Here is a 22,430-nt window from a genome sequence, read left to right on the forward strand (position 1 = left end):
AAATGAACATTCAACATTTATTAAAACAGGCGCAGCAGATGCAGAATCAGATCGGTAAGGTAGAAAAAGAGATTGAAGCGACAGAATACACGGCCACAGCTGGCGGCGATGCGGTAAAGGTGACGCTGACAGGAAAGATGGAAGTTACCGGCATTGAGATCAGCGAAGATCTGTTGTCCGCAGACTCCAAAGAGATGCTTCAGGATACTGTGATGATCGCGGTGAACGCAGCCCTGGCCGCCGCGGTAAAAGATAAAGAAGAACGGATGAATAAAATCACGCAGGGCGTCAAGATGCCGGGAGCTTTCTGATTGCATGTATCCGAAGTCATTTGAACGACTGATCGAATGCTTTCAGCTGCTGCCGGGCGTCGGCGCCAAGACAGCCGAACGCTACGCCTTTATGATGCTCGATGCGCCGCAGGAACAAGTTGAGTTGTTCGCTCAGGCGTTAATCAGCTGCAAGAATGACATCAAGCGCTGTCGGATCTGCGGCAACATCAGCGATCAGGACGAATGTCCGATCTGTCAGAATGAAAATCGCAATCCGCGGATGATCTGCGTCGTGCAGTCGCCGAAGGACGTGATCGCCATGGAAAAAATGCAGGAATACGCCGGCGTTTACCATGTCCTCAACGGTTTGATTTCCACATCCAGGGGAATCATGCCGGAAGATCTGAATATCGACGCGCTGCTGGAGCGAATCAGCCCGGAAACTGAAGAAGTGATCATCGCCACCAACGCCACAATCGAAGGTGAAACCACAGCGCTGTATCTGGACAAGCTGCTTTCCGGAAAAGGGGTGCTTGTCACCCGCATCGCGCACGGTCTGCCTATGGGCGGCCATCTGGACTATGCCGACGAACTGACGCTGATCAAAGCGTTCGAAGGACGCAAAAGTCTTAAATAAGAGAGAAGGGATTAACATGAAAACAGATTTACAAATCGCACAGGAAAACACGATGGACAATATTGAAAAAATTGCAAGAAAGGCCAAGATTGATTCTGATTACCTTGAAGTGTACGGCAAAAACAAAGCGAAGATCGATTTGAAAATCATGGACAAGATTGCGGATAACCGCAACGGCAAGCTGATTCTGGTCACGGCGATCAATCCGACCAAAGCCGGCGAGGGCAAGTCGACAACGACGATCGGCTTAGTCGACGGTCTGGCTCAGATCAACAAAATGGTCATCGGCTGTCTGCGTGAGCCTTCTCTGGGCCCGGTTTTCGGTTTAAAGGGCGGTGCGACCGGCGGCGGATATGCCCAGGTGGTGCCGATGGAGGAAATCAACCTGCATTTTACCGGCGATATGCATGCGATCACCGCGGCAAACAATCTGATCAGCGCGGTGCTGGATAATCACATCTATCAGGGGAACGAATTGAACATTGATCCGACGAAGGTCGTCTGGAAGCGCTGTCTGGATATGAACGATCGGACGCTGCGCAGCATAACGATCGCTCAGGATAAAAAAACAAACGGCGTAGAACGCAAAGATGGATTCATCATCACCGTGGCAACGGAGATCATGGCGATCATGTGTCTGTCCAAAGACCTGCAGGACTTTGAAAAACGCGTCAGCCGGGCGGTCGTTGCCTATACCTATGACGATCAGCCGGTCACGGTCGGCGATCTCAAGGTCGAAGGCGCGGTCACGCTGGTGATGAAGGAAGCGCTGAAACCAAATCTGGTTCAGACTCTGGAAAAAACGCCGGTATTCATCCACGGCGGTCCGTTTGCGAATATCGCGCATGGATGCAACAGTCTGATCGCGACCCGCATGGCACTGAAGCTTTCAGACTATGTTGTTACTGAAGCAGGCTTCGGCGCAGATTTGGGGGCCGAAAAATTCTTTGATATCAAATGCCGCTACGGCGAACTGAAACCGAACGCCGTCGTCATTGTCGCAACGGCCAGAGCGCTGAAGCTGCATGGCGGCGTGCCGGCAGATCAGCTGAAAGAAGAGAATGTTCCGGCAATTCTGGAAGGAATTAAAAATCTGGAAAAGCATATCGAATCCATCAGGCAGTACCGCGTGCCGTATATCGTCGCGATCAACAAGTTCAGCGCCGATACGCAGGCGGAAGTCAATGCGATTCTGAATTGGTGCAAAGACAATGGCCACCGCGTTGTCTTATCCGACGCCTGGGCCAGCGGCGGAGCGGGCGCTGTCGATCTGGCGCAGGAAGTTGTCAGAATGTGTGAAGAAGACTCCAAATTTGAACCGTTATACGATCTCGATCTGTCACTGGAAGAAAAGATCGACACGATCGTTCGAAAGATTTACGGCGGGCGGTCTGTCATCTTCAGCGATCGGGCTAAAGCTCAGCTGGAAGAATACAAACGGGCAGGCTGGGATAAGCTGCCGGTCTGCATGGCGAAAACCCCGAACTCTCTGACAGACGACGCGAAAATCGTCGGCCGTCCGACAGGGTTTGATATTCACGTTCAGGAACTGCGGATTTCCGCCGGCGCGGGCTTTGTCGTTGTTTTGACGGGAAACATCATGACGATGCCAGGTCTGCCGAAGGATCCGGCAGCACTGCACATGGGGATCAACGAAAAGGGTATTTCCTACGGTATTTTCTAAGTCTTAAAATAGGCGGTCAGAAATACCGGAAACCTCGGATAAAATTGAATTTCAATCAAGATGAAGCCGTTAAAAATAGCTTCATCTTTTTTTGCCAGGATCATCAAAAACAAACAAATGAACTTGAATAATATTCATCTAAACTTTTTTACAAAGCAATGCGGCACGAATAAATTGATTAAAATGAGAATAAAACAGGATATTTAGGAATCTGTGATTTCTGGATATGAAAACCGTTGAAAAATTCCTGCAACTTCCGGGCTTGTTCAACTTTGTTTTCTTTTCACAGGCTCAGGAAAATGGTAAAATAATAGGCATAGAGGTGAGTTTTCATGGCATCCATCGCATACATTACAGACCGGAATATGATCGAATTTCATCGCCTGAACGGAAACCGGAAGATGAATTTCTGGCGTCCCAGCAATTCCAAAAAATTTACTGATTTCAAACCGGGCGACCTGTTGTTTTTTCTGGCCAAAGGCAGCGAGCGCGGACGTCATCGCGAGAAAGGAATTGTGGGCTACGGTAGGTTTCAAAAAGCCCATACCCTCAGTTTTCGTCAGATGTGGAACGTCTATGGCACAGAAAACGGCTATGCCAGCGAAGATGAACTGTATGACGCGATCGTCAAGGTTTCCAAAAATAAGAAAATGCCAAAACTGATGAATTGCCTGTATCTCACCGATGTTGTGTTTTTTCAGGCGCCGATTTATTTAAGCGAGATTGGCGTCGCCATCTCCAATAAAGTGGAGAGCTATATCTATCTGGATAAGGAAGATCCGCAGGCGACCTCCAAGGTGCTGAACAAAGCCAAGGAAACCGGCGTCGATATGTGGATGGCAGCGATGAGTGAGACACTCGGCCAGAACTTCGACCTCGAGGAAGAACAGATCAAGCACCAGCTGTCGCAGATCATCGAAAAGGCCGGCGACTCCTTCTACACCGAAAGTGAGAAAAAGCGGCTGCGCCGCTTAGCCCGTCAGACGATGGATCAGAAAGCGGAAGAAAAAAAGATTATCGAGCTGATCAAGGGCAGTAAAACCGAACTTGTCTGTTATACGGGTGAAAGGATTGAAATCCTGATCCCATTCGTCTATACTTCAAAAGACTTCTACCGGAAGCTGCAGTATCTGATCGGCCACTGCGCGCTGATGAAGCTGGAGTTTTCCCGGTGGAGCGAATATCACATTCCGCTGCATTTTGAGATTGTCGGTGAAGAACCGCTGCCTGATGAGGTTACGCGGGCCATCGACGCTTTAAATCAGGGAGAAGAAAGGATTTGATCAAACATGCTGGATGTCATCGTTGTGGGCGGCGGCCATGCCGGAATTGAAGCGGCGCTGATCGCGGCTCGTCTGGGATGCGAAACGGCGCTGATTTCGTTAAGTTTGGAAAATATCGGCAAGATGCCGTGCAATCCCTCCGTCGGCGGCCCGGCCAAGGGCATCGTCGTCCGGGAGATCGACGCGCTGGGCGGTCAGATGGGCATCACTGCCGATCAGACAGCCTTGCAGTTTAAGATGTTAAATACGACCAAAGGCCCGGGGGTGCAGTCGCTGCGGGTGCAGTCGGATAAGCTTGCTTATGCCCGACAGATGCAGGAAGAAATTCTGCATCAGGAGCACCTGCAGCTGATTTTGGGAATCTGTACCGGGATCCTTGTTGAAAACGGGAAAATTACCGGCATTACCATGGAGGACGGTCAGACAATAGACGCCCGGGCTGTTATTCTGACCACCGGCACATACATGAGTTCCTCGGTCATGATCAGCAGCGAAGTGACGCCCAGCGGTCCGGATGGGGAACCAACCACCAACAAGCTCTCCGAATCGCTGCGTCAGGCTGGCTTAAAAACCTTCCGGTTAAAGACCGGAACGCCGCCGCGGGTGCTGACGGAATCCATTGATTTTTCCAAGACCACACCGCAGCCCGGCACCGATCAGTTCGTCGCCTTTTCCACGACGACCCGCACCATCCGCCGACCGGAAGATCAGAAGCTCTGTTATCTGACCTATACGACACCCCAGACCCATGAACTGATTCTGACGAATCTGAAAAAGTCGAGCATGTATTCCGGCGTTGTCAAAGGCGTCGGCCCGCGCTATTGTCCTTCGATTGAGGACAAGCTCGTGCGGTTTTCCGATAAACCGCGCCATCAGATCTTCCTGGAGCCGGAATCGGAATCACTGGATACCACGTATGTCCAGGGCTTTTCCACCTCGCTGCCGCGCGATCTGCAGGAACAGATGGTCCATTCACTGCCGGGACTGGAACACGCTGTCATCCGCAAATACGCCTACGCAATCGAATATGACGCGATCGACCCCCTTCAGCTAAAACCGTCGTTGGAAACGCTGGTTGTGGAGAATCTGTTTACGGCCGGTCAGATCAACGGCACATCCGGGTATGAGGAAGCCGCCGCGCAGGGATTGATGGCCGGAATCAACGCCGTGCTCAAGCTGCGCAATCAACCGCCGCTGGTGCTGCGGCGGGATGAAGCCTACATCGGCGTGATGATCGACGATCTGGTCACCAAAGGCACGCAGGAACCCTACCGGCTGTTGACATCCCGGGCCGAATTCCGCCTGCTATTGCGCCACGACAACGCCGATCAGCGCCTGATGCACTACGGCTACAAACTTGGCAGCATCAGCGAGCAACGCTGGCAGGATTATCAACGCCGCCGTGCTCAGGTTGAACAACTCAAGGAGCAGCTGAAGACCTGCCGGCTGACGCCGAAAAGTCCGATTCAGGATGCTTTAGAAGCGGTCGGCTATGCCGCGCTGACCGATGGGGTGAGCGCCGAGGAACTCGTCCGCCGGCCGCACATCACCGTGGCGATGCTGAAACCGGCGCTGGATTTTGAATTCGACGCCGCTGCCGCCGCACAGACGGAAATCGAACTGAAATATGAAGGCTATATCAACAAAGCCCGCAAGGAAGCGGAGAAGATGATGGCGATGGATCATGTGGTCCTGCCGGAAGATCTGGACTACGATCAGGTGCAGCATCTTTCGCTGGAAGGCCGCCAGAAGCTCAAGGCGATCCAGCCGCACACTCTGGGCCAGGCTTCCCGCATCTCCGGCGTGTCGCCGGCCGACATTGCGATGCTCGCGATGGTTCTGGAACAACGTCACAGAAAGGAACAGAAAATATGAACTATGAAGAAGTAATTTCCCGCGTCCACGTTTACGGCTTGGAAGAAAGCGTGCGTGGAAGCAAATACCCAATGGCGACCGATCTGGGCAAGATCAGCGAGGACGTCACCCCGACCGTCGTCAAGCTCGCCACCAGCAAGCAGGGCGAAGGCCACGATAATTTTATGAACGGCATCATCGTGCAGATGGATCTGACGCTGACCAACAAAGCCTGGGTGGAAGCCGAGCGCTACCATTTCCTCGACTTCGTATCGAGTCAGTCGACGATGCACCGGATTACGAAATTTGATCTGGACAGCGCCTATATTGATTACGTCGATCCGCGGATGGTTCAGATCATGAAGGAAAAAGTCCAGGCTTACAACGACCTGCAGGCCCGGATGAAGGAAACGGAAGATCCTGCGGAAAAGCAGACGCTGCAGGCGGAGCTGAACGAACGCTACTTGCAGATTCTCTATTCCAATCCCTGCGGCTTCCGTCTTACCGCTCGCATGACGACCAACTACCGTCAGCTCAAAACGATCTATCTGCAGCGCCGCACGCACCGGCTGCCGGAATGGCGGGCCTTCTGCGCCTGGATCGAAACGCTGCCGTACAGCGAGTTCATTACCGGCAAGACGGCCTGAACCGTTTCATAAGGATACCCGGCCGCGCATAAAGTAAGGTTGAAGGAGAGCGAGTTTATGCACATAAAACGAATCCTGATCGCCGTCTTCGTGATCCTGCTGATCTTTGCCGGCTGTCATCCGCACAAAAAAACCGGAGAAATGGGCGAAGTCCGGGCCGCCTGGATTTCCTACATCGAATTATCATCAATTCTGGACAACCGCAGTGAAGCTGAGTACATCCAGGGCGTCAAGACAATGCTGGAAAATTTGAAAACCATGAACTTCAACACGGTCTACGTTCACGCATCTGCCTTCACCGATGCCTATTATCCCTCGCAATACTATCCGGCGGCGCAATATGTCGCCGGTCAGATCGGTCAGAATGTGAATTATGATCCGTTCGGGCTGTTTGTCAAGCAGGCCCATGAAGCGGGTTTTCACATCGAGGCATGGATCAATCCGATGCGTTCGTTCCGCACCGATCAGGAAAGTCAGATTCCTGCCAGCTCCGTGATCGGCCAGTGGCTTAACGACACCGCGATGCGCGGCACCCGGATCGTTGCGGAAGGCGAGCGCTGGTATCTCAATCCCGCCTATCCCGAGGTCCGCGAACTGATCTGCGCGGTGGCGAAAGAACTGGCGCAGAACTATCCGATCGACGGTTTGCATCTGGACGATTATTTCTATCCCGACGGTGTCAGCGAAAGCTTTGATCGACCCGCTTATCAGGCATACCGGCAAACCGGAGGGGAGCTGTCGCTGGGCGACTGGCGGCGGCAGAACATCAATGAGATGGTGGCCAGTCTCTACGCCACGGTGAAACAGGTTGATGAAACGATTCAGGTCGGCATCAGTCCGGCCGGCAATCTGGAATACTCGGTGGAAAGCATTTATGGCGATGTCCGGGAATGGGTTCGCCACGACGGCTATCTCGACTACATTCTTCCGCAGATCTATTTCGGCTATGAGCACGGCACGCTGCCGTTTGATCAATGCCTGAAACAATGGGAAGACCTTACCCAGGGCACTTCGACCGAACTGATCGTCGGGCTGGCCGCCTATAAGATCAATACCGTGGACAATTATGCCAAGGAAGGCAAGTTTGAGTGGCAGCAGCACAACGATATCCTGAAACGGCAGATTCTGGAGCTGCGCGATCATGCGGATGTGGCCGGCTTCTCCATCTTCAGCTACAATTCACTGTTCCAGCCCGCCGCAGAAAATGCGCAGCGGGTCAGTCAGGAGCTGGAAAATCTTCAGGAACTGATGATTGAGACAAAATAATCGGCGATCACAAGAGTAAAATCTGAATTTACACTGGGGTAATGTCCCGGTGTTTTTTATGCGAAAAAAGCCAAAGAATACGGTTTTGTGCTTGTGGGCCTTACGTTGTCACTGGTGAAAGCGTGAGGTCAGAAAGGCGGTGAAGTCTGGAAAAGCGAACCGGAAAAGACAGGGGAATCCACGCTGCGAATGGATTGGGAAAAGAAGCCAACATTCGAGAAATGAAGATACGGGTCTTTTAATTTTTGCGCAGATAAGATAAAATAAGTAACGGACATAGTGAGATTTCCTTTCTGTATGGTGTGGTAACTTTATTGTAACGGGAATTCTTACCTATGTCTTTTTTTATGTTCAAGATAAAAAAGGCACTGGTTTCCACCAACACGAAAATTTATAGAACCCTTTTTTTATGTTCAAGAAAAAAGCACTGGTTTCCACCGACGTTAAAATTTATGAAATTAGAAGATATAGAACCTTCTTTTTCGATTCCCGGCCCTGCCTCCGATCCAACCTTCTGTTTTTCCTTTAGCCCCGCTTCGAAAATCGCGGGCATATCTTTTCCTTTGCGCGGACAACTTTTGTATAATAAGCACACCAACGCCCGGAAATATTTGAAACGGAAACCGGGACAAGAGATCATGCAAAAGGAGAATCAAAATGGAGATCATCAAACGAGATCAAAGCGTTCAAGCCTATGATCGCCGGAAAATCAGCCGGGCGGTGAGCGCGGCTTTTGACAGCGTGGGCCATCCGCTGCCGGACATGAAGAAGGAAGCCATTCTCGATCAGGTAGAAGTCCAGATCCGCACTGCGGCGGAAATGGCCCCGGTCAGCGTCGAACAAATTCAGGACTGGGTGGAACAGGCGTTAATGCGTCAGGATTGTTATGAAGAAGCCCGCCACTATATCCTGTACCGTCAGGAACATGCCAGGCTGCGCGATCAGATTGATCAGCTTTGCCGGATCATTCCGGATCCGGAAATTTTGGCCGCCTGCCGTCAGCTGCAGCGTGATTTTCCTCAGCCGGCGATGTCGCTTGACGCTTTGATTCAGAAAGTTCAGGCTTTTTCCAAGGAGAAGATGAAACGCTCCCAGCAGCTTGACAATCTGATCCGCGCCTGCATCGAGCTGATCAGTCCGCACACGCCGCAATGGGAAATGGCCGCGGCCCGGTTTATGATGATCAAGCTGCGCCGCTCCGTCAGCCAGCGGATGCAGCAACAGGGGATCCGCACATTGGCCCAGAAGCTGTTATATCTGGAATCGCAGGGTTTGATCAACGCGAGCTTAGCCGAGCATTACAGCTATAACGATTTAAACCGGCTGGAACAGGCGATCGACTACGACCGCGACCAGCTGTTCAACGCCAGCGGTCTGGAATTGTTGATCAAACGCTATCTGATCCGCAATCATCAGGGTGAAGTTCTGGAACTGCCGCAGGAGATGTTTATGGGGATCGCGATGCATCTGGCGATTCCGGAAGGAAAAAACCGCGTCGAATGGGCGATCAAAATCTACGATGTCTTAAGTCAGCTGAAAGTCACGATGGCGACGCCGACGCTGGCCAACGCCCGCAAGCCGAAAGCACAGCTGGCTTCATGCTTTATCGACGTCGTTGCGGATTCTCTGAAGGGAATTTACAAGTCGCTCGACAGCTTTGCGCAAATCTCCAAACAGGGCGGCGGCATGGGCCTGTACTTCGGCAAGGTCCGCGCTTCCGGCAGTGATATCCGGGGATTTCAGGGCGCCGCGGGCGGTGTGCTGCGCTGGATCCGGCTGGTCAATGATACCGCGGTAGCGGTTGATCAGCTGGGCGTGCGTCAGGGGGCCGTCGCGGTTTACCTTGACTGCTGGCATCGGGATCTGCCGGAATTCCTTCAGATCCGAACCAATAATGGCGACGATCGCATGAAGGCGCACGATGTCTTCCCGGCAGTGTGCTATCCGGATCTGTTCTGGCGGATGGCAAAGGAAAATCTGGATCAGAACTGGTATTTGCTCGACCCGCATCAAATTTGGCAGGTGAAAGGCTATGCGCTGGAAGATTGCACTGGCGAGTTGTGGGAACAGCGCTATCAGGAATGCATTGCCGATCCGCGGATCGAAAAACGCGTGATCTTATTAAAGGACCTCGTCCGGCTGATTCTGAAATCGGCTGCTGAAACCGGCACGCCATTTGTCTTTAACCGCGATCTTGTCAACGCGATGAATCCCAATCCTCACCGCGGTGTGATTTACTGTTCCAATTTATGCACGGAAATCGCACAGAACATCGCGCCGGCTGGAGAAATTGAGACCCGGCTGACGGAGGTCAATGGGGAAACGGTGATCCTCGAACAGGCAAAAGCTGGAGAGATGGTCGTCTGCAACCTCGCCTCCCTTAATCTTGGCCGGCTGAATACCGAAGATGAAGAAGAACTGCGATTGGTCATCGAAGTGACCGTGCGGGCGCTTGACAATGTGATCGATCTCAACGCCTACCCGCTGCCCCAAGCGCAGCATACGGCCAAGCTCAGCCGGGCGATCGGCTTGGGCGTCAGCGGCCTGCATCACTGGCTGGCGAAGCGTTCGATCTTCTTCGAGTCTGACGAACATTTGAAAGCGGCCGACGCTCTGTTTGAAGCAATCAATTACAATGCGATCCGTGCCAGTCTGCGGCTGGCTCAGGAAAAAGGCCGGTATGCCTATTTTGAAGGCTCCGACTGGCAAACCGGCGCTTATTTTACCAAGCGCGGCTACACCTCCGACGCCTGGCAGTTGCTGGCTAATCAAGTGGCGCGGGATGGTTTACGCAACGGCTGGCTGCTCGCAATCGCGCCGACCAGCTCGACCTCGGTCATTGCCGGCACCAGCGCGGGCGTTGATCCGATCATGAACAAGTTTTTCCTTGAAGAGAAAAAGGGCAGCATCATTGCGCGCGTCGCTCCTGAGCTGGATGAAAAAACCTATTGGTATTACTAGAAAGCTCATCAGATCGACCAGACCTGGGTTGTCCGGGCCGCGGGCGTGCGGCAGCGGCATATCGACCAGGCGCAGTCCGTCAATCTTTATATTACGACCGATTATTCCCTGCGGGATCTGTTGAACCTGATGATTCTGGCTTGGGAGAAAGGCGTGAAGACGCTTTATTACGTCCGCAGCCAGTCGCTGGAAGTGGAAGAATGTGAGTCCTGTTCCGCCTGATTCCCAATCAGACAAGGTTTGTCCAATGGCGCAGCTCTGCCTGTTGGCGGAATCTTCCTCATCCCATCACGAATCAATCTTCAATTCAGGACCATCTCTAAAACATCAATCTTCATTTCAAGACCACCGTCACAGATCAAGGGAGGAACCACGATGTCAGAACAACTCAAACGCAAAGCGCTGTTTAACGCCCAGGGCGATACCGACGTCCGCCAGCGCCGGATGATCAACGGCAACACGACCAACCTCAATGATTTCAACACGCTGAAATATGGCTGGGTATCGGACTGGTATCGTCAGGCGATGAACAATTTCTGGATTCCCGAGGAAATCAACCTCGGACAGGATCTCAAGGATTATCCCAAGCTGGAACCGGCAGTGAAGACCGCACTTGATAAAACACTGTCGTTTCTGATCTTTCTCGACAGTATCCAGACAGCCAACCTGCCCAACATCGCCGAGGTGATCACGGCCAACGAAATCAATCTGTGCCTGACGATTCAGGCCTTTCAGGAAGCGGTGCATTCCCAGAGTTACAGCTACATGCTCGATTCCTTCTGTTCGCCGGATCAACGCACAGAGATCCTGTACCAATGGAAAAACGACCCGCGGCTATTGAAGCGCAATGAATTTATCGGAGGGCTGTATAATGAGTTCATGGAACAACGCACGCCGGTGCAGCTGATGAAGACGCTGATCGCCAATTACATTCTTGAAGGAATTTACTTTTACTCGGGATTCATGTTTTTTTACAATCTCGGCCGGATGGGACTGATGCCCGGCTCAGTGCAGGAAATCCGTTACATCAATCGCGATGAAAATACCCACCTGTGGCTGTTTCGCAGCATGATTCTACAGCTGCGCAAGGAGGAGCCGCAGCTGTTCACGCCGCAACTGGAACAGCTTTACCGGGATATGCTGAAACAGGGCGTCGAAGAGGAGATCGCATGGGGCTGCGCAATTCTGGGCGATGAGATCCCGGGGCTGAACAAAACGATGATCCGCGATTACATCCGCTATCTCGGCAACCTGCGCGCCCGGGCAATTCATCTGGAAATTCTTTATCCGGGCGAAGAGGAAGAACCGGCGTCGATGAAATGGGTCAGTCAGTATGCCAATGCCAATCTGATCAAAACCGATTTCTTCGAAGCCCGCTCCAGCGCTTATGCGAAGGCTTCCGCCCTCAAGGACGACCTGTAAGCCGCTGATATCTTTAATTTAAAGCGATTTTTCACAAGAACGAAGCGTTCAGGAATTGACATTGGAAACGGGTGTTGATATGATTAAACCATCGACAATGTTCGATATTTTTGGAAGGAGAAAGAAATAACCATGAAAAAGTTTTTAGCACTGGCTCTGGCTGGCATGATGGTTCTGTCCATGAGCGCTTGCGGAAGCAAGGATAAGGGCGGCGACGCTGCTGGCTACAAAGATGGCACATACACCTCCACACAGAAGGGCAACAACGGCGACGTTACTGTCGAAGTTAAGATTGAAGGCGGCAAGATCGCCAGCGTCACAACTCCGGAACAGGCCGAAACTGCAGGTCTGGGCGATGTCGCGATGGAAAAGATCTGCGCGGCGATCGTCGAAGCCAACTCTGCGGAAGTCGATACGGTTTCCGGCGCTACCAACTCTTCTAACGCGGTCATCAAAGGCGTTACTGAGTGCTTAGATCAGGCGAAATAAGGATTTTAAGAAACCTCACACACTTTCTCTAAAAGCGTGAACAACTGAATTTGAAAGTGAGGAAAAGGGGCTGAACAAAAGTCAGCCCTTTTTTATGTTCCAAGGTTGTCAGACAATCCAGAACTTTTTGAAGCATAAGACAGAGTGCGGAAACAGAGGATAATTAATAAGGCGGGTCAGCAGCATCCTTGCCTGGAAATCCCCCCGGAAATGAAGCTTGAAATCAAAAAGAGAAACATGAACAAAGGGAAAGCGCTTGGCAAAAAGCGCTTTACCCCCTTGAAAAGCTGATCGTGATCGTTGCTGACAAACAAACTCAAAAAAAGGATTGAACGATTGGAAAGTTCAATCCTTTTCCTGTGGTAGACAGTCCATCTGACGAATTGTTTCGATGATCAGCGCATTGCTTTGAAGACAATTTAAAATAGCCAGAAAGGTCTCGATCGGATCTTGGATTTGATCGGCATCCAGCTCTCCGGTCACCTCGACTGAGGACTTCCCGCCAGCCTTCATTTCAGTCAGATAAACTTCTTCGATGATTTCCTGAATCTGATCATTCATTTTCTGGATTTGATCAAAAGCAAACAGGAAAAAAACAGCGGTCGGTTTCTTGTCTTTGAAAAACCGGCGCAGCACTGCGGAGGATTCATTTTGATCCGCCCATGCCGTGTCAATCCGTTTCTGTAAATCGGATTGAATATCCTCTACGCTCACCTGATTATCCTTCGCCAGCTGTTCAAACAGCTCCTGTACCCCTTCAAGCATAATTGTCCCCTTTCTCACGGAAATGACCGCGTTTATTTTTTGCGGTCAACCAGATTCTGATAGTAAATAGCCTTGGAATAATTGTTTTTGCGAAGATAGGATTCACATAACAATTCAGTGATGAATTTGGCGGATAAATCGTCGCCCAGCTTCAGCGCAAATTTCTGGAATTGGATCAGCTGATGCTGCAATTCGACTTCCTCCTGCGCCAGCGTCAGATTGACGATCGTGATAAACTGCGAGGAAAAAGGATTGGTTTTGTCCTGATGGCAGGTTTTAATCAGCGCCGCTGCTTCCTCCATCTGATTTAATTTATATAAAGCCCAGGCTTGCATGGCGCGGTGAAAATCAGTCAGTTCGACAGAGGCTGCATACCGAATGCAATAGCGTTGAACTTCTTCATATTTTTTCGCCAGAATGCAGGTAAAAAGAATATTCTGGAGCACCTGTTTCCGCTGAAATTCGGGAATCTTTATGATCGTCTGATCCAGAATGGAAGTGGAAATTTCCAACGCTTCCTCAAACATTCCATTTTCAGAATACAGAACGGCTTCAAAAGACTTGCTGAAAATCAGCCGGAGGTAATTCTGTTCATCCAGAAACGAGCGCTGGGCTTTCAGATTGTACTTGTCCGCCAGAAAGTGGTTGTTTTCCCGGGCATAACAGATAGCCAGATTGTAGTGCGCAATCGAAGTTACGGATTCTTTTTCTTTCATGCTCAGCGCTTTCAGCGTGTATTCCTTAAACAGATCGCCGCGGACATCCGCAAAAGACATTCCCAGATACAGATAATAAAGTTGAAGCAGTTCCGGATTCAACAGCTTTACACATTGCTTCAGGATATCCCGCGTTTCTTTGATCTGTGCATAATTTTTATTGACGACGTGCGTGATAAAGGCAGCCAGCGTGAATTTCAACGCCAGCTCAGATTCCATAAGGCTGGATTCCGATTGGGATAGTTGATCGAACAGTGTGTTCATCGTGACTGCATCGTAAAAAGCCGCCGCCGTGATCAGATCATCCATCAGCTTGTCAAATTTCTGAATCTGTTTGTTATTCTTCTTGATTCCAATCCCCAGCTGACGCAGAATCGCCGAGGTGATTGCCGGATCGACCTCCTTTCCCGATTCGATCTGGCTTAAATAACTGGCTGTGATATGGCATTCATGGGCTAACGCCGCCGCTTTAATTCCTTTTTTCAGACGGGTTATCCGTATTAAAGCGTTGATCTGTTTCATTCGCTCTCCTTTACTGTAAATTTTATCAAAACGCCGCAGGGCAGCGCCGAGTTTCCAGCGATCTTTATTAAGCGTGTTTCCTTGTTTAAAGTGAGTTCCGATAATATAATTTTTATATCAAGTACTTGAAAAGAGAGGAGTAATCAGGGATGAATTTAATTTACTTATCTGTTTTATCAGGTACTTTTCCTTTATTTGGTTTTTACCAGTTTTTAGGCATTTAAGCTGAACGGTCACGGGATGATTGCGCTTCGCTTCCTTGGCGATGACGGGACGGAAATAAGAAATGAGAAATCCGGAATCATATCGGAAATCGCAGATTTCTTTCCATGCCGAATTCTAAGTCAAGGAAAACCGAAGCGGATCATCCTCTTTTCTTTTCTGTTGCGCAAGGTGTTCCAACCTGGGAATCGGCAGCTTTCTGCGGCAGAAATTCAGGTGAAGCGGGCCTGACCGCGCTGTAGGAGGTCGACGATCTGGTCCCAATCATAACCCAGTGCCGTCAGGATTACGAAATAATCGGGAACCGGGCAGTTTCCGCCTTGTTCCAGGCAAGTCAGTTCTTCAATTTTAATTTTAGTTATGCGGGAAAGGGCTTCGATTGTCATGCCTTTGTCGATCCGGAGTTGACGGACGGTGGAACCGACGTCGGGAATACCTTTGTTTATCATAATGTTAGCACATAACCTCCAAACCAATTTTATCATGCAGCTAGTTATAATAAAAGCAGGAATTGGAAGTTATTGACTAATTCAGTGTTGATACAAAGGTAGCGATGGCATGAAATTGAACGAAGCGACGCTTAAGAGAATCGACGAACTCCGCGCACAACGCGGCTGGACTTATTATGAATTGGCCAAGGTCAGCGGAGTCAGTAAAAATACATTTTACAATTATAAACGGGAGCCGGATAAATATCTGACGCTTCATACGTGTTGTAAGATCTTGGGCGCGTTCAATATGTCGTTCAGTCAATTCTTCGACAGCGAGTTATTCGACAATTTAGAGGATGGACTATAACGATGAAATTTAGTGAAGCATTACGCATCAGAATTAAAGAATTATGCGGGGAATATGATCTGAATCCAAGCACGCTGAGTCAGAAGGCCTGCGGCAACAGCACGATTTCCAGTTTTATGTCGAAGGATCAGGAAACGCTGTATATGCCGACGATTTACAGTATCTGTCTGGCGCTGAATCTTTCGCTCAAGGAGTTCTTTGATTCCCAATGCTTCGACGATATTGATGAAATCAACGAGATCCGCAATCAACATCAAAGTCCCCAATAGCGATGGCGAACTTGATCGGAAAGCGGGGCGGCAGAGGATCCGAGCCCGCCGACAGGCATTGCGATCGGGGGCTGAAATGAAGTTGTGATAAACATTGCATCATAGACAACGAATCCTTGCCGCAAAGACAAGGTTTTTTTGATCTTCAGCGGAAAGGTTTGCACAGAATAAATCCAGGCAGGATGCATTGAAGCAGCCCCAGGCACAGCTCACTGATTCATCCGGCAAAGGATCGAAAGCGAAAGCTGGAAATCCTTCCGGTCCCCGGTTCTTAAACCGGTGCTGCAATGAAAACAAGGAAGGAGCGGGAGAAGTTATGAAAAAATGCAGAATTACCGTAGCGAAAGTGACAGAACATACCGACTTGATGGCGCGCTATGAAAATCCGATGCTGCACGCCTGCGATCTGCGGGAAGGGCAGGTCTTTATCGCCAACGGCTGGATGAAACCGGAAGGCTTGTGCGACAGCGCCTGGTCGAGTCTGTCCCCGTTTGTGATGACGCTGGCTCACGGCGGGGAAAATCTTTATGAAGGCTGGATGAAAAATCCGCGCTCCGCCATGATCTCCTGCAACGACGGTTTCCGTCCAGTCAGCTTCTATATTGAAGCACTGGACGAGGACGCGGATTGAGTTAACTATTCCCGATAAGGATTTATAAGGGATGCCGCCGCTGATACACCTTCGGCGATACGCCTTGAATCTCTTTAAATAATTTGGAGAAATAAAACAGATCGTCAAAGCCGGACTGCCATGCCGCTTCACTGACCGAGATGTCCGGTTCCCGCAGCAGCTGGGCTGCTTTGCGGATTTGAAGCGTCCGCCAGTAGCGCAGCGCCGTGACGCCGGTTTCCTGTTTGAACAACGCCCCGCAGTACACGACGTTCAGGCCGGTGACCCATGCCAGATCCTCCATCGTGATGGTCTGCGTCAGATGCGATTCGATGTAGCTTTTCATCTGCCGGACATGCGGATTCTCCTGCTGCGCCCAGGCCGTCTGGTACAGCTCGTCCAGAATCTGATAGAACACCGCTTTGCAATGCAGCCGGGACAACGGCTTTTCCGTCAGCCAGTGCCGGTTGAAATCCTGAAACAACGGCAGATAGAAATCAAGCGAATCCAGGGTCAGAACCGGCTGAGGCAAGGCCGGCAGCGGCTGATCGCTGAAAAAATCAAAGGATTGCAGCGTCAGCGGCTCCTCCGCAAACCGCTCCGCCTCCCGCAGACTGCCCGCCGGGATTAAAAGCACCTGATTCTCAGTCAGAACCTGTTCGTTATCGTCAGTTTTATACAACGCTTTTCCCTTTAATATGAACACAAGGTTGTTGTAGTCGATGCGATCCCGATTCACCCGCCATTCTAAAGTACATTCCCGTTGAATTGCATAGCGGAACGTCACGCTGAAATCCTGCATTTCCCTTCCTTCTTTCTTTAATTTATACAAAAAAACCTTAACCTTCCTATTTATCATAGCGAAAAATGATGATAAACTCAAGACAGAGAAGAAAGAGAGGTTTCCCGTTCATGGACCGTATTCAATTTTTAGATAAACCCCTGGCGGCAAAAGCAGAAATCACCGCCGCGCTGGACCGTGCCTGCGCTCAGGTAGAAAAAAACCTGCCTGCGTTCACGTATCAATATCAGGCTGCCAGCAGCACCGATTTATTCTACCAGCCGATCATCAACATGGACTGGACCAACGGCTTCTGGACTGGCGAGATCTGGCTGGCTTATGAACACACGAAAAAGAACATCTTCAAGTATGCCGCACTGATTCAGGTGGAGGACTTCTACAAGCGGATCAATGAGGAATTCAGCGTCGATCATCATGACCTTGGCTTCCTGTACTCCCTCTCCTGCGTCGCGGGCTACAAACTGACCGGTGATGAAACGGCGAAGAAAGCGGCGATCATGGCGGCGGAGAAGCTGATCACCCGCTTTCAGGAAAAAGGCGAATTCATTCAGGCCTGGGGCGAGATGGGCGATAAGGACAGCTACCGGCTGATTATCGACTGTCTGTTAAACCTGCCGCTGTTGTACTGGGCGAGCGAGGTCACCGGTGATCCGAAGTTTGCGGACATCGCGCACAAGCATATCCGCACGGCGATGAAGTGTGTCGTGCGTGAGGATTACTCAACGATCCACACGTATTTCTTCGATCCGGAAACCGGCCTGCCGCTCAAGGGCGTCACGCATCAGGGCAACCGCGATAATTCCGCATGGGCACGCGGGCAGGCCTGGGGCGTTTACGGTACGATTCTGAGCTATCAATATACGCAGGATCCGGAATACCTGGAGCTGTTCCGCCACATCAGCGATTACTATCTGCGCCATCTGCCGAAGGATCTGGTTCCGTTCTGGGACTTCGATTTTACCGACGGAAGCAGTGAACCGCGCGATTCCTCTTCAGCGGCGATTGTGATCTGCGGCTTTCTGGAAGCGGCGAAAGTGCTGGACAAAGAAGAAGCGGAATACTATACGAGACTTGCGTATCAGATGATGAAATCATTGATCGACAACTATGAGGTTAAGGATTGGGATTCGACCAACGGCATCCTGCTTCACAGCACCTATAACCGCCACACGCCGACCAACACCTGCCGCAACAAAGGCGTCGACGAGTGCTGCAGCTGGGGCGACTACTATTATATGGAAGCCCTGACGCGGATGGTGACGGACTGGAATCGGTATTGGTAAGGAGCAAAGCATGAAGAAAAGCGAATTTTTTGCACAGAAGAAACAATTTTTTGTCAATGACACCGCGGCGGTGAAGGACTATGTTCTAACCCATTGCGCGCAGGATCAGATTGACAAGATCATCGCCCGGGCGGACGAAGCCTGCGCACAGAGCTTCCGTTTCGATCTGCGCTGGGATATGGAATACACGGAAATTCCGGTCGTGTTTGAAAAGGAAATCAACTGGCTGCATCAGCCGGCGGATGACCCGGAATGGATCTTTGCGTTTAACCGCCATCATTTCTGGATCACGATGGGACAGGCGTATGTGCTGACCGGCGATGAGAAATACGCCGAGGCGTTCGTCAAACAATGCAAGAGCTGGATCTGCCAGATCAACCTGCGCGATCCGGACTGTGCCAACGCCTGCCGGACATTGGAAACCGGAATCCGAATGAACCTGTGGATCAAGGCTTTCTGTCTGTTCCGCGACAGTCCGGCGCTGACCGACAGTTTCTGTTCGTTGTTTGAGGAATCAATCCTCGAGCAGGAAAAGTTCATCGCCGAAGTCTGGAACAGCACGAAGATCATTTCCAACTGGGGCGTGCTGGAAAACCACGGCTTGTTTACGGCAGCCTTGTTGATGCCGGAACATCCGTTCAGTGAGGAAATGCGCAGGGAAGCGCTGCGCCGGCTGGATCTGCAGCTGCAGCGGCAGGTGTATCCGGACGGCGTGCATTGGGAACAATCGACGATGTATCACAACGAGGTCGCGCAGGATTTTCTGGAAGTGAAGATTCTGGCCGACCGCAACGGTATCGAGCTGCCTTTTGGATATAATGAACGGCTGGCGAAAATGATCGACTTCTGCGTCGAACACCGCAAACCGGATGGGATTGAAATGGCGATGGGCGACAGCGACGATATCGACGTGCGCGACATCATCACCAAAGCAGCCGTCAGCTTCAACAATCCAGCCTGGAAAGCCGCCGGGTATCCGGAGTTTGATTTTGACTGTGTGTTTGATTTGGGCGCGGAAGCGGCGAAGGCGTATGCGGACATGCCGGCTATCCCCTCCGGCAAGCGAAGCGTCATCTTCCCGGACAGCGGACATATTTTCTGGCACAGTGATGATTCCGCGGATCAAACGTGGCTGCATTTCACCAACGGCGTCCATGGCGGCGGGCATGCCCATGAGGACAAGCTGCATGTCGATCTGTTTTACCGCGGCGAGGATATCGTGCGCGACAGCGGCCGGCTGACGTATGTCGATAAGCCGGAACGGTATGAGTTTAAAGGCCCGAGAGCGCACAATGTCATCGAGCTGGACGATCAGCCGTCAATTCAATGCAAGCGTTCCTGGGGATATCATAAGCGCTCCTGGTCGCTGAACACACAGATGAGTCAAGCCAGCAGCTTCCGGCTGGCGCAGGGGGCGGCGTTAGGTTACATGGATTTGGAAACCGGCAGCGCGGTGCTCAGCCGGAAGGTGGTCTGGCTGCGGGAAGATCTGATTCTTGTCCATGACGAGATTTATGCCAACCCGCAGGATAAGCATAAAATTGTGCAGCGCTGGCATTTCTCGCCGGATGCTCAGGTTATGTTAAAAGGGCAGACGGCGGGACTGATGTTGAACAACAGCGACTGCGAAGTGCTGACGCTGGCGGAGAAGGCTGAAGTCCGGCTGACGGACACGCGGCTGTCGCTGCATTACAATACGACGACGCCGTCGGTCATGTTGGAAACCGAGCTGAACGAAGCGGGTTTCACTTCGATCACAACGATTTTCTCACTCAACCCGAAAGGGGAAAAAGCGCCGTGCTTCGCGGTGCCGGCTCCGGTCAGTCTGGTCAGCCGGCAGGATCGTCCGTTTGCGAAATCGGTCGCGGAAGGCTGGGTGATCCAGAAGGGCGCCGATCAGTTCACCGTGATGATCGCGCATGAGGATTACATGGGACCGTCTGACGCCGTGCTGATCAACGAGCGTCAGGGCATGGGACATGTGATCGTCTGGTCCGGACTGGATAAAGAACAGTGGGGCACGACGCTGGCTTATTAAGCGGACTGTCAAGGAAATCAGCTTAGAATCAAGAATTGAAAGCAGTATAAAAGACTCTCGCTCAACCGGATTGACAGAAATCCGCATGAGGGGGAGTCTTTCTTTTGCACTGATGCACCGCCAGACTATGATGATCTGAGGGGACAACCTTGGCAGATCGTTATGCGTGAGATAAGAAATCAAGGATCCGTTGTTGAAAATCACCGGCTTCCTCATAGGCGGCATGACCCAAGCCCGGATAAATCAAAAGAGATGCCGTGTTCAGCTTTTCAGCCAGATCGCGGGAAGCCTGAACACCGACGATGTGATCACACTCGCCTCCGATCACGAAGACCGGGCAAAAGATCCGATGGATTTCTTCCAGCGCGTCATGATCAAGACAAGCCTGAGCCTGCGTGAGAAACCGGTCGAAGGTTTGGGGTTTCCCCCATCGGCTGAGCAGAGGAAGGAGCCGGCGGTATTTTTTGAGATAGGCGTCGGAGTAAGACTTTTCAGCCGTATCCGTCATCAAACCAGAATAATCCGACTGTTTTGCCATGTGGATCCAGCTTTGGAGGGTGGCGCGAGTTGTTTGTCCGGGCTGTGCTGTGGTGAGGGCCAAAACAAGGCGGCTGACAAGCTCTGGATAATCAATCGCGAGGTACTGGGCGATCATCCCACCCTGCGACACGCCCAGAACGGCGGCGGCTTTAATGCCTAAAGCTTTCATGGCAAGCGCCTGATCGGCAGCCATCTGCCGCGTGGAATAGATTGGGGGCAGCGTATTGCGGCGGCTGAACAAATAAACTTTGAAATGCCGGGCAATCCGTCGGTAGCTGAACGCAAAAGCGAGTGCCTGAAACTGACCATGAACCGGGGTCAGTCCATCGCCTAATCCGGGCAGAATGACCAGTGTTTTTGGACCTTTTCCAAAGACTAGATAATTCATCTTATCGCCGTTGACGGCAACTTGAGCGCTGCGAGCAGAAGTGAACATCAAAATTCCTCCTTATGAACGAAGTCGTTGTGTTCTTTGAATTTCCCGGACATGTGCTGAGGACAGCGGTTATTTGAATTCCATAAATCAGAGTCAGAGAACTTGAATCAAGCACTTTCCCGGGAAATAATCAGACCGCTTTAACCTTTAACTTCTTCTTTGGATGATAAGGCAAGCCACACTTTTTTTCGTAAATCACACAAATTCCTGCTTCCATCTTACCAACGAAATTTGTAAAAGGGAAGCGATCTTTGAAATACAGAAGAATGAAAGGGAAAAAATCCATTCTGTAAAATAAGGAAGGTTTAGTAAACCTGAAAAATCATAGTTGAGCTTTTGGGGCAGGCTATTTATACTGAAATCAAGAGGTGATGAACAATGATTGAAACGTTTAGAGTCAAAACCAGTCTGGATGAATTTGAGCGCATCGTGCTTCTCTACAAGGCACAGGATGGAAAAACATTCATCGGACATTCTTTCTATTACGGCGGCCGCGACGGTTCGGAATATCTGTTGTTTCTGTATAAAGATCCGCTGCCGCAGGGGGGCTTATTGGAAGGCTGGAATGAATTAGATGAAACGTCCTATCATATCACGATCGTCGGCGTTCATGATCATCGGATCGCGGTTGAGGACTTCCTCGTCTGTCACAATCCGGAACTGACCTGGGAAGATGTAATCTATGTACCGGTGCATGATTTTACCGAGGTGGACAGCGTCTATAAAGAATTAAATCCGCAGCCGGGACGGGCGTACGCGTTTGTGATTGGAAAGAGTGCGGCTGAATAACAAAACAGAATCATAGCGAAACAAGCGGGCACATCGAGGGAAAGATGGAAGCTCGCTTTTCTTTGCGGATGGAAATGCGGCGTGGGGAATATGTTATAATAAGAAAAAGAAAGAACAGGAGGGTT

Annotated in this window: 20 protein-coding genes and 1 pseudogene; 16 read left to right on the forward strand and 5 right to left on the reverse strand. The window is 50.9% G+C overall.

From position 1 onward, the window contains the following. Positions 1-2 precede the first annotated feature (2 nt). The 10 genes and pseudogenes from I2G61_RS06885 (at position 3) to I2G61_RS06930 (ending at position 12,515) form a co-directional block, all read left to right on the forward strand. The gene (locus I2G61_RS06885) at positions 3-311 is read left to right on the forward strand and encodes a YbaB/EbfC family nucleoid-associated protein (protein WP_072685168.1); all 309 of its coding nucleotides are present in this window, start codon (positions 3-5) and stop codon (positions 309-311) included. Between the two features lie 4 nt (positions 312-315). Continuing rightward, on the forward strand, positions 316-909 hold the full coding sequence (gene recR, locus I2G61_RS06890) for a recombination mediator RecR (protein ID WP_072685167.1): 594 nt from the start codon (positions 316-318) through the stop codon (positions 907-909). 16 nt (positions 910-925) lie between these two features. After that, positions 926-2,593, forward strand: coding sequence for a formate--tetrahydrofolate ligase (locus tag I2G61_RS06895; RefSeq protein ID WP_072685166.1), 1,668 nt, complete (start codon positions 926-928; stop codon positions 2,591-2,593). Positions 2,594-2,925: 332 nt separating this feature from the next. After that, positions 2,926-3,876: a hypothetical protein gene (locus I2G61_RS06900; RefSeq protein ID WP_072685165.1), complete on the forward strand. Its 951-nt coding sequence runs from the start codon at positions 2,926-2,928 to the stop codon at positions 3,874-3,876. Between the two features lie 6 nt (positions 3,877-3,882). After that, positions 3,883-5,751, forward strand: a complete 1,869-nt coding sequence (gene mnmG / locus I2G61_RS06905; RefSeq protein WP_195395493.1) for a tRNA uridine-5-carboxymethylaminomethyl(34) synthesis enzyme MnmG — start codon at positions 3,883-3,885, stop codon at positions 5,749-5,751. Then, positions 5,748-6,377, forward strand: coding sequence for a hypothetical protein (locus I2G61_RS06910; protein ID WP_195395494.1), 630 nt, complete (start codon positions 5,748-5,750; stop codon positions 6,375-6,377). Before mnmG ends, I2G61_RS06910 begins: the two co-directional genes overlap by 4 nt. 57 nt (positions 6,378-6,434) lie before the next feature. Then, the gene (locus I2G61_RS06915; RefSeq protein ID WP_195395495.1) at positions 6,435-7,643 is read left to right on the forward strand and encodes a glycoside hydrolase family 10 protein; all 1,209 of its coding nucleotides are present in this window, start codon (positions 6,435-6,437) and stop codon (positions 7,641-7,643) included. A 657-nt stretch (positions 7,644-8,300) separates the two neighbouring features. Then, a pseudogene (locus I2G61_RS06920) lies at positions 8,301-10,826 on the forward strand (ribonucleoside-diphosphate reductase subunit alpha). Positions 10,827-10,979: 153 nt separating this feature from the next. After that, positions 10,980-12,026, forward strand: a complete 1,047-nt coding sequence (locus tag I2G61_RS06925; protein ID WP_195395497.1) for a ribonucleotide-diphosphate reductase subunit beta — start codon at positions 10,980-10,982, stop codon at positions 12,024-12,026. Positions 12,027-12,158: 132 nt separating this feature from the next. Further along, entirely contained in the window at positions 12,159-12,515 is a 357-nt protein-coding gene (locus tag I2G61_RS06930) for an FMN-binding protein (RefSeq protein ID WP_195395498.1), read from the forward strand. A 345-nt stretch (positions 12,516-12,860) separates the two neighbouring features. On the opposite strand, the gene I2G61_RS06935 is transcribed toward I2G61_RS06930, so the two are convergent. The 3 genes from I2G61_RS06935 to I2G61_RS06945 form a co-directional block, all read right to left on the reverse strand. Then, entirely contained in the window at positions 12,861-13,280 is a 420-nt protein-coding gene (locus tag I2G61_RS06935; RefSeq protein WP_072685158.1) for a hypothetical protein, read from the reverse strand. Between the two features lie 32 nt (positions 13,281-13,312). Beyond that, positions 13,313-14,518: a helix-turn-helix domain-containing protein gene (locus tag I2G61_RS06940; RefSeq protein WP_195548068.1), complete on the reverse strand. Its 1,206-nt coding sequence runs from the start codon at positions 14,516-14,518 to the stop codon at positions 13,313-13,315. 434 nt (positions 14,519-14,952) lie between these two features. Then, the gene (locus I2G61_RS06945; RefSeq protein ID WP_072685156.1) at positions 14,953-15,189 is read right to left on the reverse strand and encodes a RodZ family helix-turn-helix domain-containing protein; all 237 of its coding nucleotides are present in this window, start codon (positions 15,187-15,189) and stop codon (positions 14,953-14,955) included. Between the two features lie 109 nt (positions 15,190-15,298). Here I2G61_RS06945 and I2G61_RS06950 point away from each other — a divergent pair, with 109 nt between their 5' ends. From I2G61_RS06950 to I2G61_RS06960, 3 genes are all read left to right on the forward strand, one after another. Next, positions 15,299-15,538 (forward strand): helix-turn-helix transcriptional regulator, encoded by a 240-nt coding sequence (locus I2G61_RS06950; RefSeq protein ID WP_072685155.1) that lies wholly within the window; start codon positions 15,299-15,301, stop codon positions 15,536-15,538. Positions 15,539-15,540: 2 nt separating this feature from the next. Beyond that, on the forward strand, positions 15,541-15,807 hold the full coding sequence (locus tag I2G61_RS06955; RefSeq protein ID WP_072685154.1) for a hypothetical protein: 267 nt from the start codon (positions 15,541-15,543) through the stop codon (positions 15,805-15,807). 316 nt (positions 15,808-16,123) lie between these two features. Next, positions 16,124-16,438, forward strand: a complete 315-nt coding sequence (locus I2G61_RS06960) for a TIGR04076 family protein (RefSeq protein ID WP_072685418.1) — start codon at positions 16,124-16,126, stop codon at positions 16,436-16,438. Between the two features lie 22 nt (positions 16,439-16,460). Here the strand turns inward: I2G61_RS06960 and I2G61_RS06965 are convergent, their stop codons facing one another. Beyond that, positions 16,461-17,219: an AraC family transcriptional regulator gene (locus I2G61_RS06965; protein WP_195548069.1), complete on the reverse strand. Its 759-nt coding sequence runs from the start codon at positions 17,217-17,219 to the stop codon at positions 16,461-16,463. Positions 17,220-17,329: 110 nt separating this feature from the next. On the opposite strand from I2G61_RS06965, the gene I2G61_RS06970 reads away from it, so the two are divergent. Beyond that, positions 17,330-18,502, forward strand: coding sequence for a glycoside hydrolase family 88 protein (locus tag I2G61_RS06970; RefSeq protein WP_072685152.1), 1,173 nt, complete (start codon positions 17,330-17,332; stop codon positions 18,500-18,502). A gap of 10 nt (positions 18,503-18,512) precedes the next feature. After that, on the forward strand, positions 18,513-20,540 hold the full coding sequence (locus I2G61_RS06975) for an alginate lyase family protein (protein ID WP_072685151.1): 2,028 nt from the start codon (positions 18,513-18,515) through the stop codon (positions 20,538-20,540). Between the two features lie 160 nt (positions 20,541-20,700). On the opposite strand, the gene I2G61_RS06980 is transcribed toward I2G61_RS06975, so the two are convergent. Further along, positions 20,701-21,516: an alpha/beta fold hydrolase gene (locus tag I2G61_RS06980; protein ID WP_072685150.1), complete on the reverse strand. Its 816-nt coding sequence runs from the start codon at positions 21,514-21,516 to the stop codon at positions 20,701-20,703. Between the two features lie 378 nt (positions 21,517-21,894). Between I2G61_RS06980 and I2G61_RS06985 the strand changes: the two genes are divergently transcribed. Next, positions 21,895-22,305 (forward strand): hypothetical protein, encoded by a 411-nt coding sequence (locus tag I2G61_RS06985; protein WP_072685149.1) that lies wholly within the window; start codon positions 21,895-21,897, stop codon positions 22,303-22,305. Positions 22,306-22,430: the final 125 nt, after the last annotated feature.

The sequence above is a fragment of the Holdemania sp. 1001095H_141210_F2 genome (assembly GCF_015558105.1).
Lineage (GTDB): Bacteria > Bacillota_I > Bacilli_A > Erysipelotrichales > Erysipelotrichaceae > Holdemania.

Excerpts from the sequence above, each read along its gene's own strand:
- I2G61_RS06885 (WP_072685168.1), top strand. The coding sequence starts at position 3 with ATGAACATTCAACATTTATTAAAACAGGCGCAGCAGATGCAGAATCAG.
- recR (WP_072685167.1), top strand. The coding sequence starts at position 316 with ATGTATCCGAAGTCATTTGAACGACTGATCGAATGCTTTCAGCTGCTG.
- I2G61_RS06895 (WP_072685166.1), top strand. The coding sequence starts at position 926 with ATGAAAACAGATTTACAAATCGCACAGGAAAACACGATGGACAATATT.
- I2G61_RS06900 (WP_072685165.1), top strand. The coding sequence starts at position 2,926 with ATGGCATCCATCGCATACATTACAGACCGGAATATGATCGAATTTCAT.
- mnmG (WP_195395493.1), top strand. The coding sequence starts at position 3,883 with ATGCTGGATGTCATCGTTGTGGGCGGCGGCCATGCCGGAATTGAAGCG.
- I2G61_RS06910 (WP_195395494.1), top strand. The coding sequence starts at position 5,748 with ATGAACTATGAAGAAGTAATTTCCCGCGTCCACGTTTACGGCTTGGAA.
- I2G61_RS06915 (WP_195395495.1), top strand. The coding sequence starts at position 6,435 with ATGCACATAAAACGAATCCTGATCGCCGTCTTCGTGATCCTGCTGATC.
- I2G61_RS06925 (WP_195395497.1), top strand. The coding sequence starts at position 10,980 with ATGTCAGAACAACTCAAACGCAAAGCGCTGTTTAACGCCCAGGGCGAT.
- I2G61_RS06930 (WP_195395498.1), top strand. The coding sequence starts at position 12,159 with ATGAAAAAGTTTTTAGCACTGGCTCTGGCTGGCATGATGGTTCTGTCC.
- I2G61_RS06935 (WP_072685158.1), bottom strand. The coding sequence starts at position 13,280 with ATGCTTGAAGGGGTACAGGAGCTGTTTGAACAGCTGGCGAAGGATAAT.
- I2G61_RS06940 (WP_195548068.1), bottom strand. The coding sequence starts at position 14,518 with ATGAAACAGATCAACGCTTTAATACGGATAACCCGTCTGAAAAAAGGA.
- I2G61_RS06945 (WP_072685156.1), bottom strand. The coding sequence starts at position 15,189 with ATGATAAACAAAGGTATTCCCGACGTCGGTTCCACCGTCCGTCAACTC.
- I2G61_RS06950 (WP_072685155.1), top strand. The coding sequence starts at position 15,299 with ATGAAATTGAACGAAGCGACGCTTAAGAGAATCGACGAACTCCGCGCA.
- I2G61_RS06955 (WP_072685154.1), top strand. The coding sequence starts at position 15,541 with ATGAAATTTAGTGAAGCATTACGCATCAGAATTAAAGAATTATGCGGG.
- I2G61_RS06960 (WP_072685418.1), top strand. The coding sequence starts at position 16,124 with ATGAAAAAATGCAGAATTACCGTAGCGAAAGTGACAGAACATACCGAC.
- I2G61_RS06965 (WP_195548069.1), bottom strand. The coding sequence starts at position 17,219 with ATGCAGGATTTCAGCGTGACGTTCCGCTATGCAATTCAACGGGAATGT.
- I2G61_RS06970 (WP_072685152.1), top strand. The coding sequence starts at position 17,330 with ATGGACCGTATTCAATTTTTAGATAAACCCCTGGCGGCAAAAGCAGAA.
- I2G61_RS06975 (WP_072685151.1), top strand. The coding sequence starts at position 18,513 with ATGAAGAAAAGCGAATTTTTTGCACAGAAGAAACAATTTTTTGTCAAT.
- I2G61_RS06980 (WP_072685150.1), bottom strand. The coding sequence starts at position 21,516 with ATGTTCACTTCTGCTCGCAGCGCTCAAGTTGCCGTCAACGGCGATAAG.
- I2G61_RS06985 (WP_072685149.1), top strand. The coding sequence starts at position 21,895 with ATGATTGAAACGTTTAGAGTCAAAACCAGTCTGGATGAATTTGAGCGC.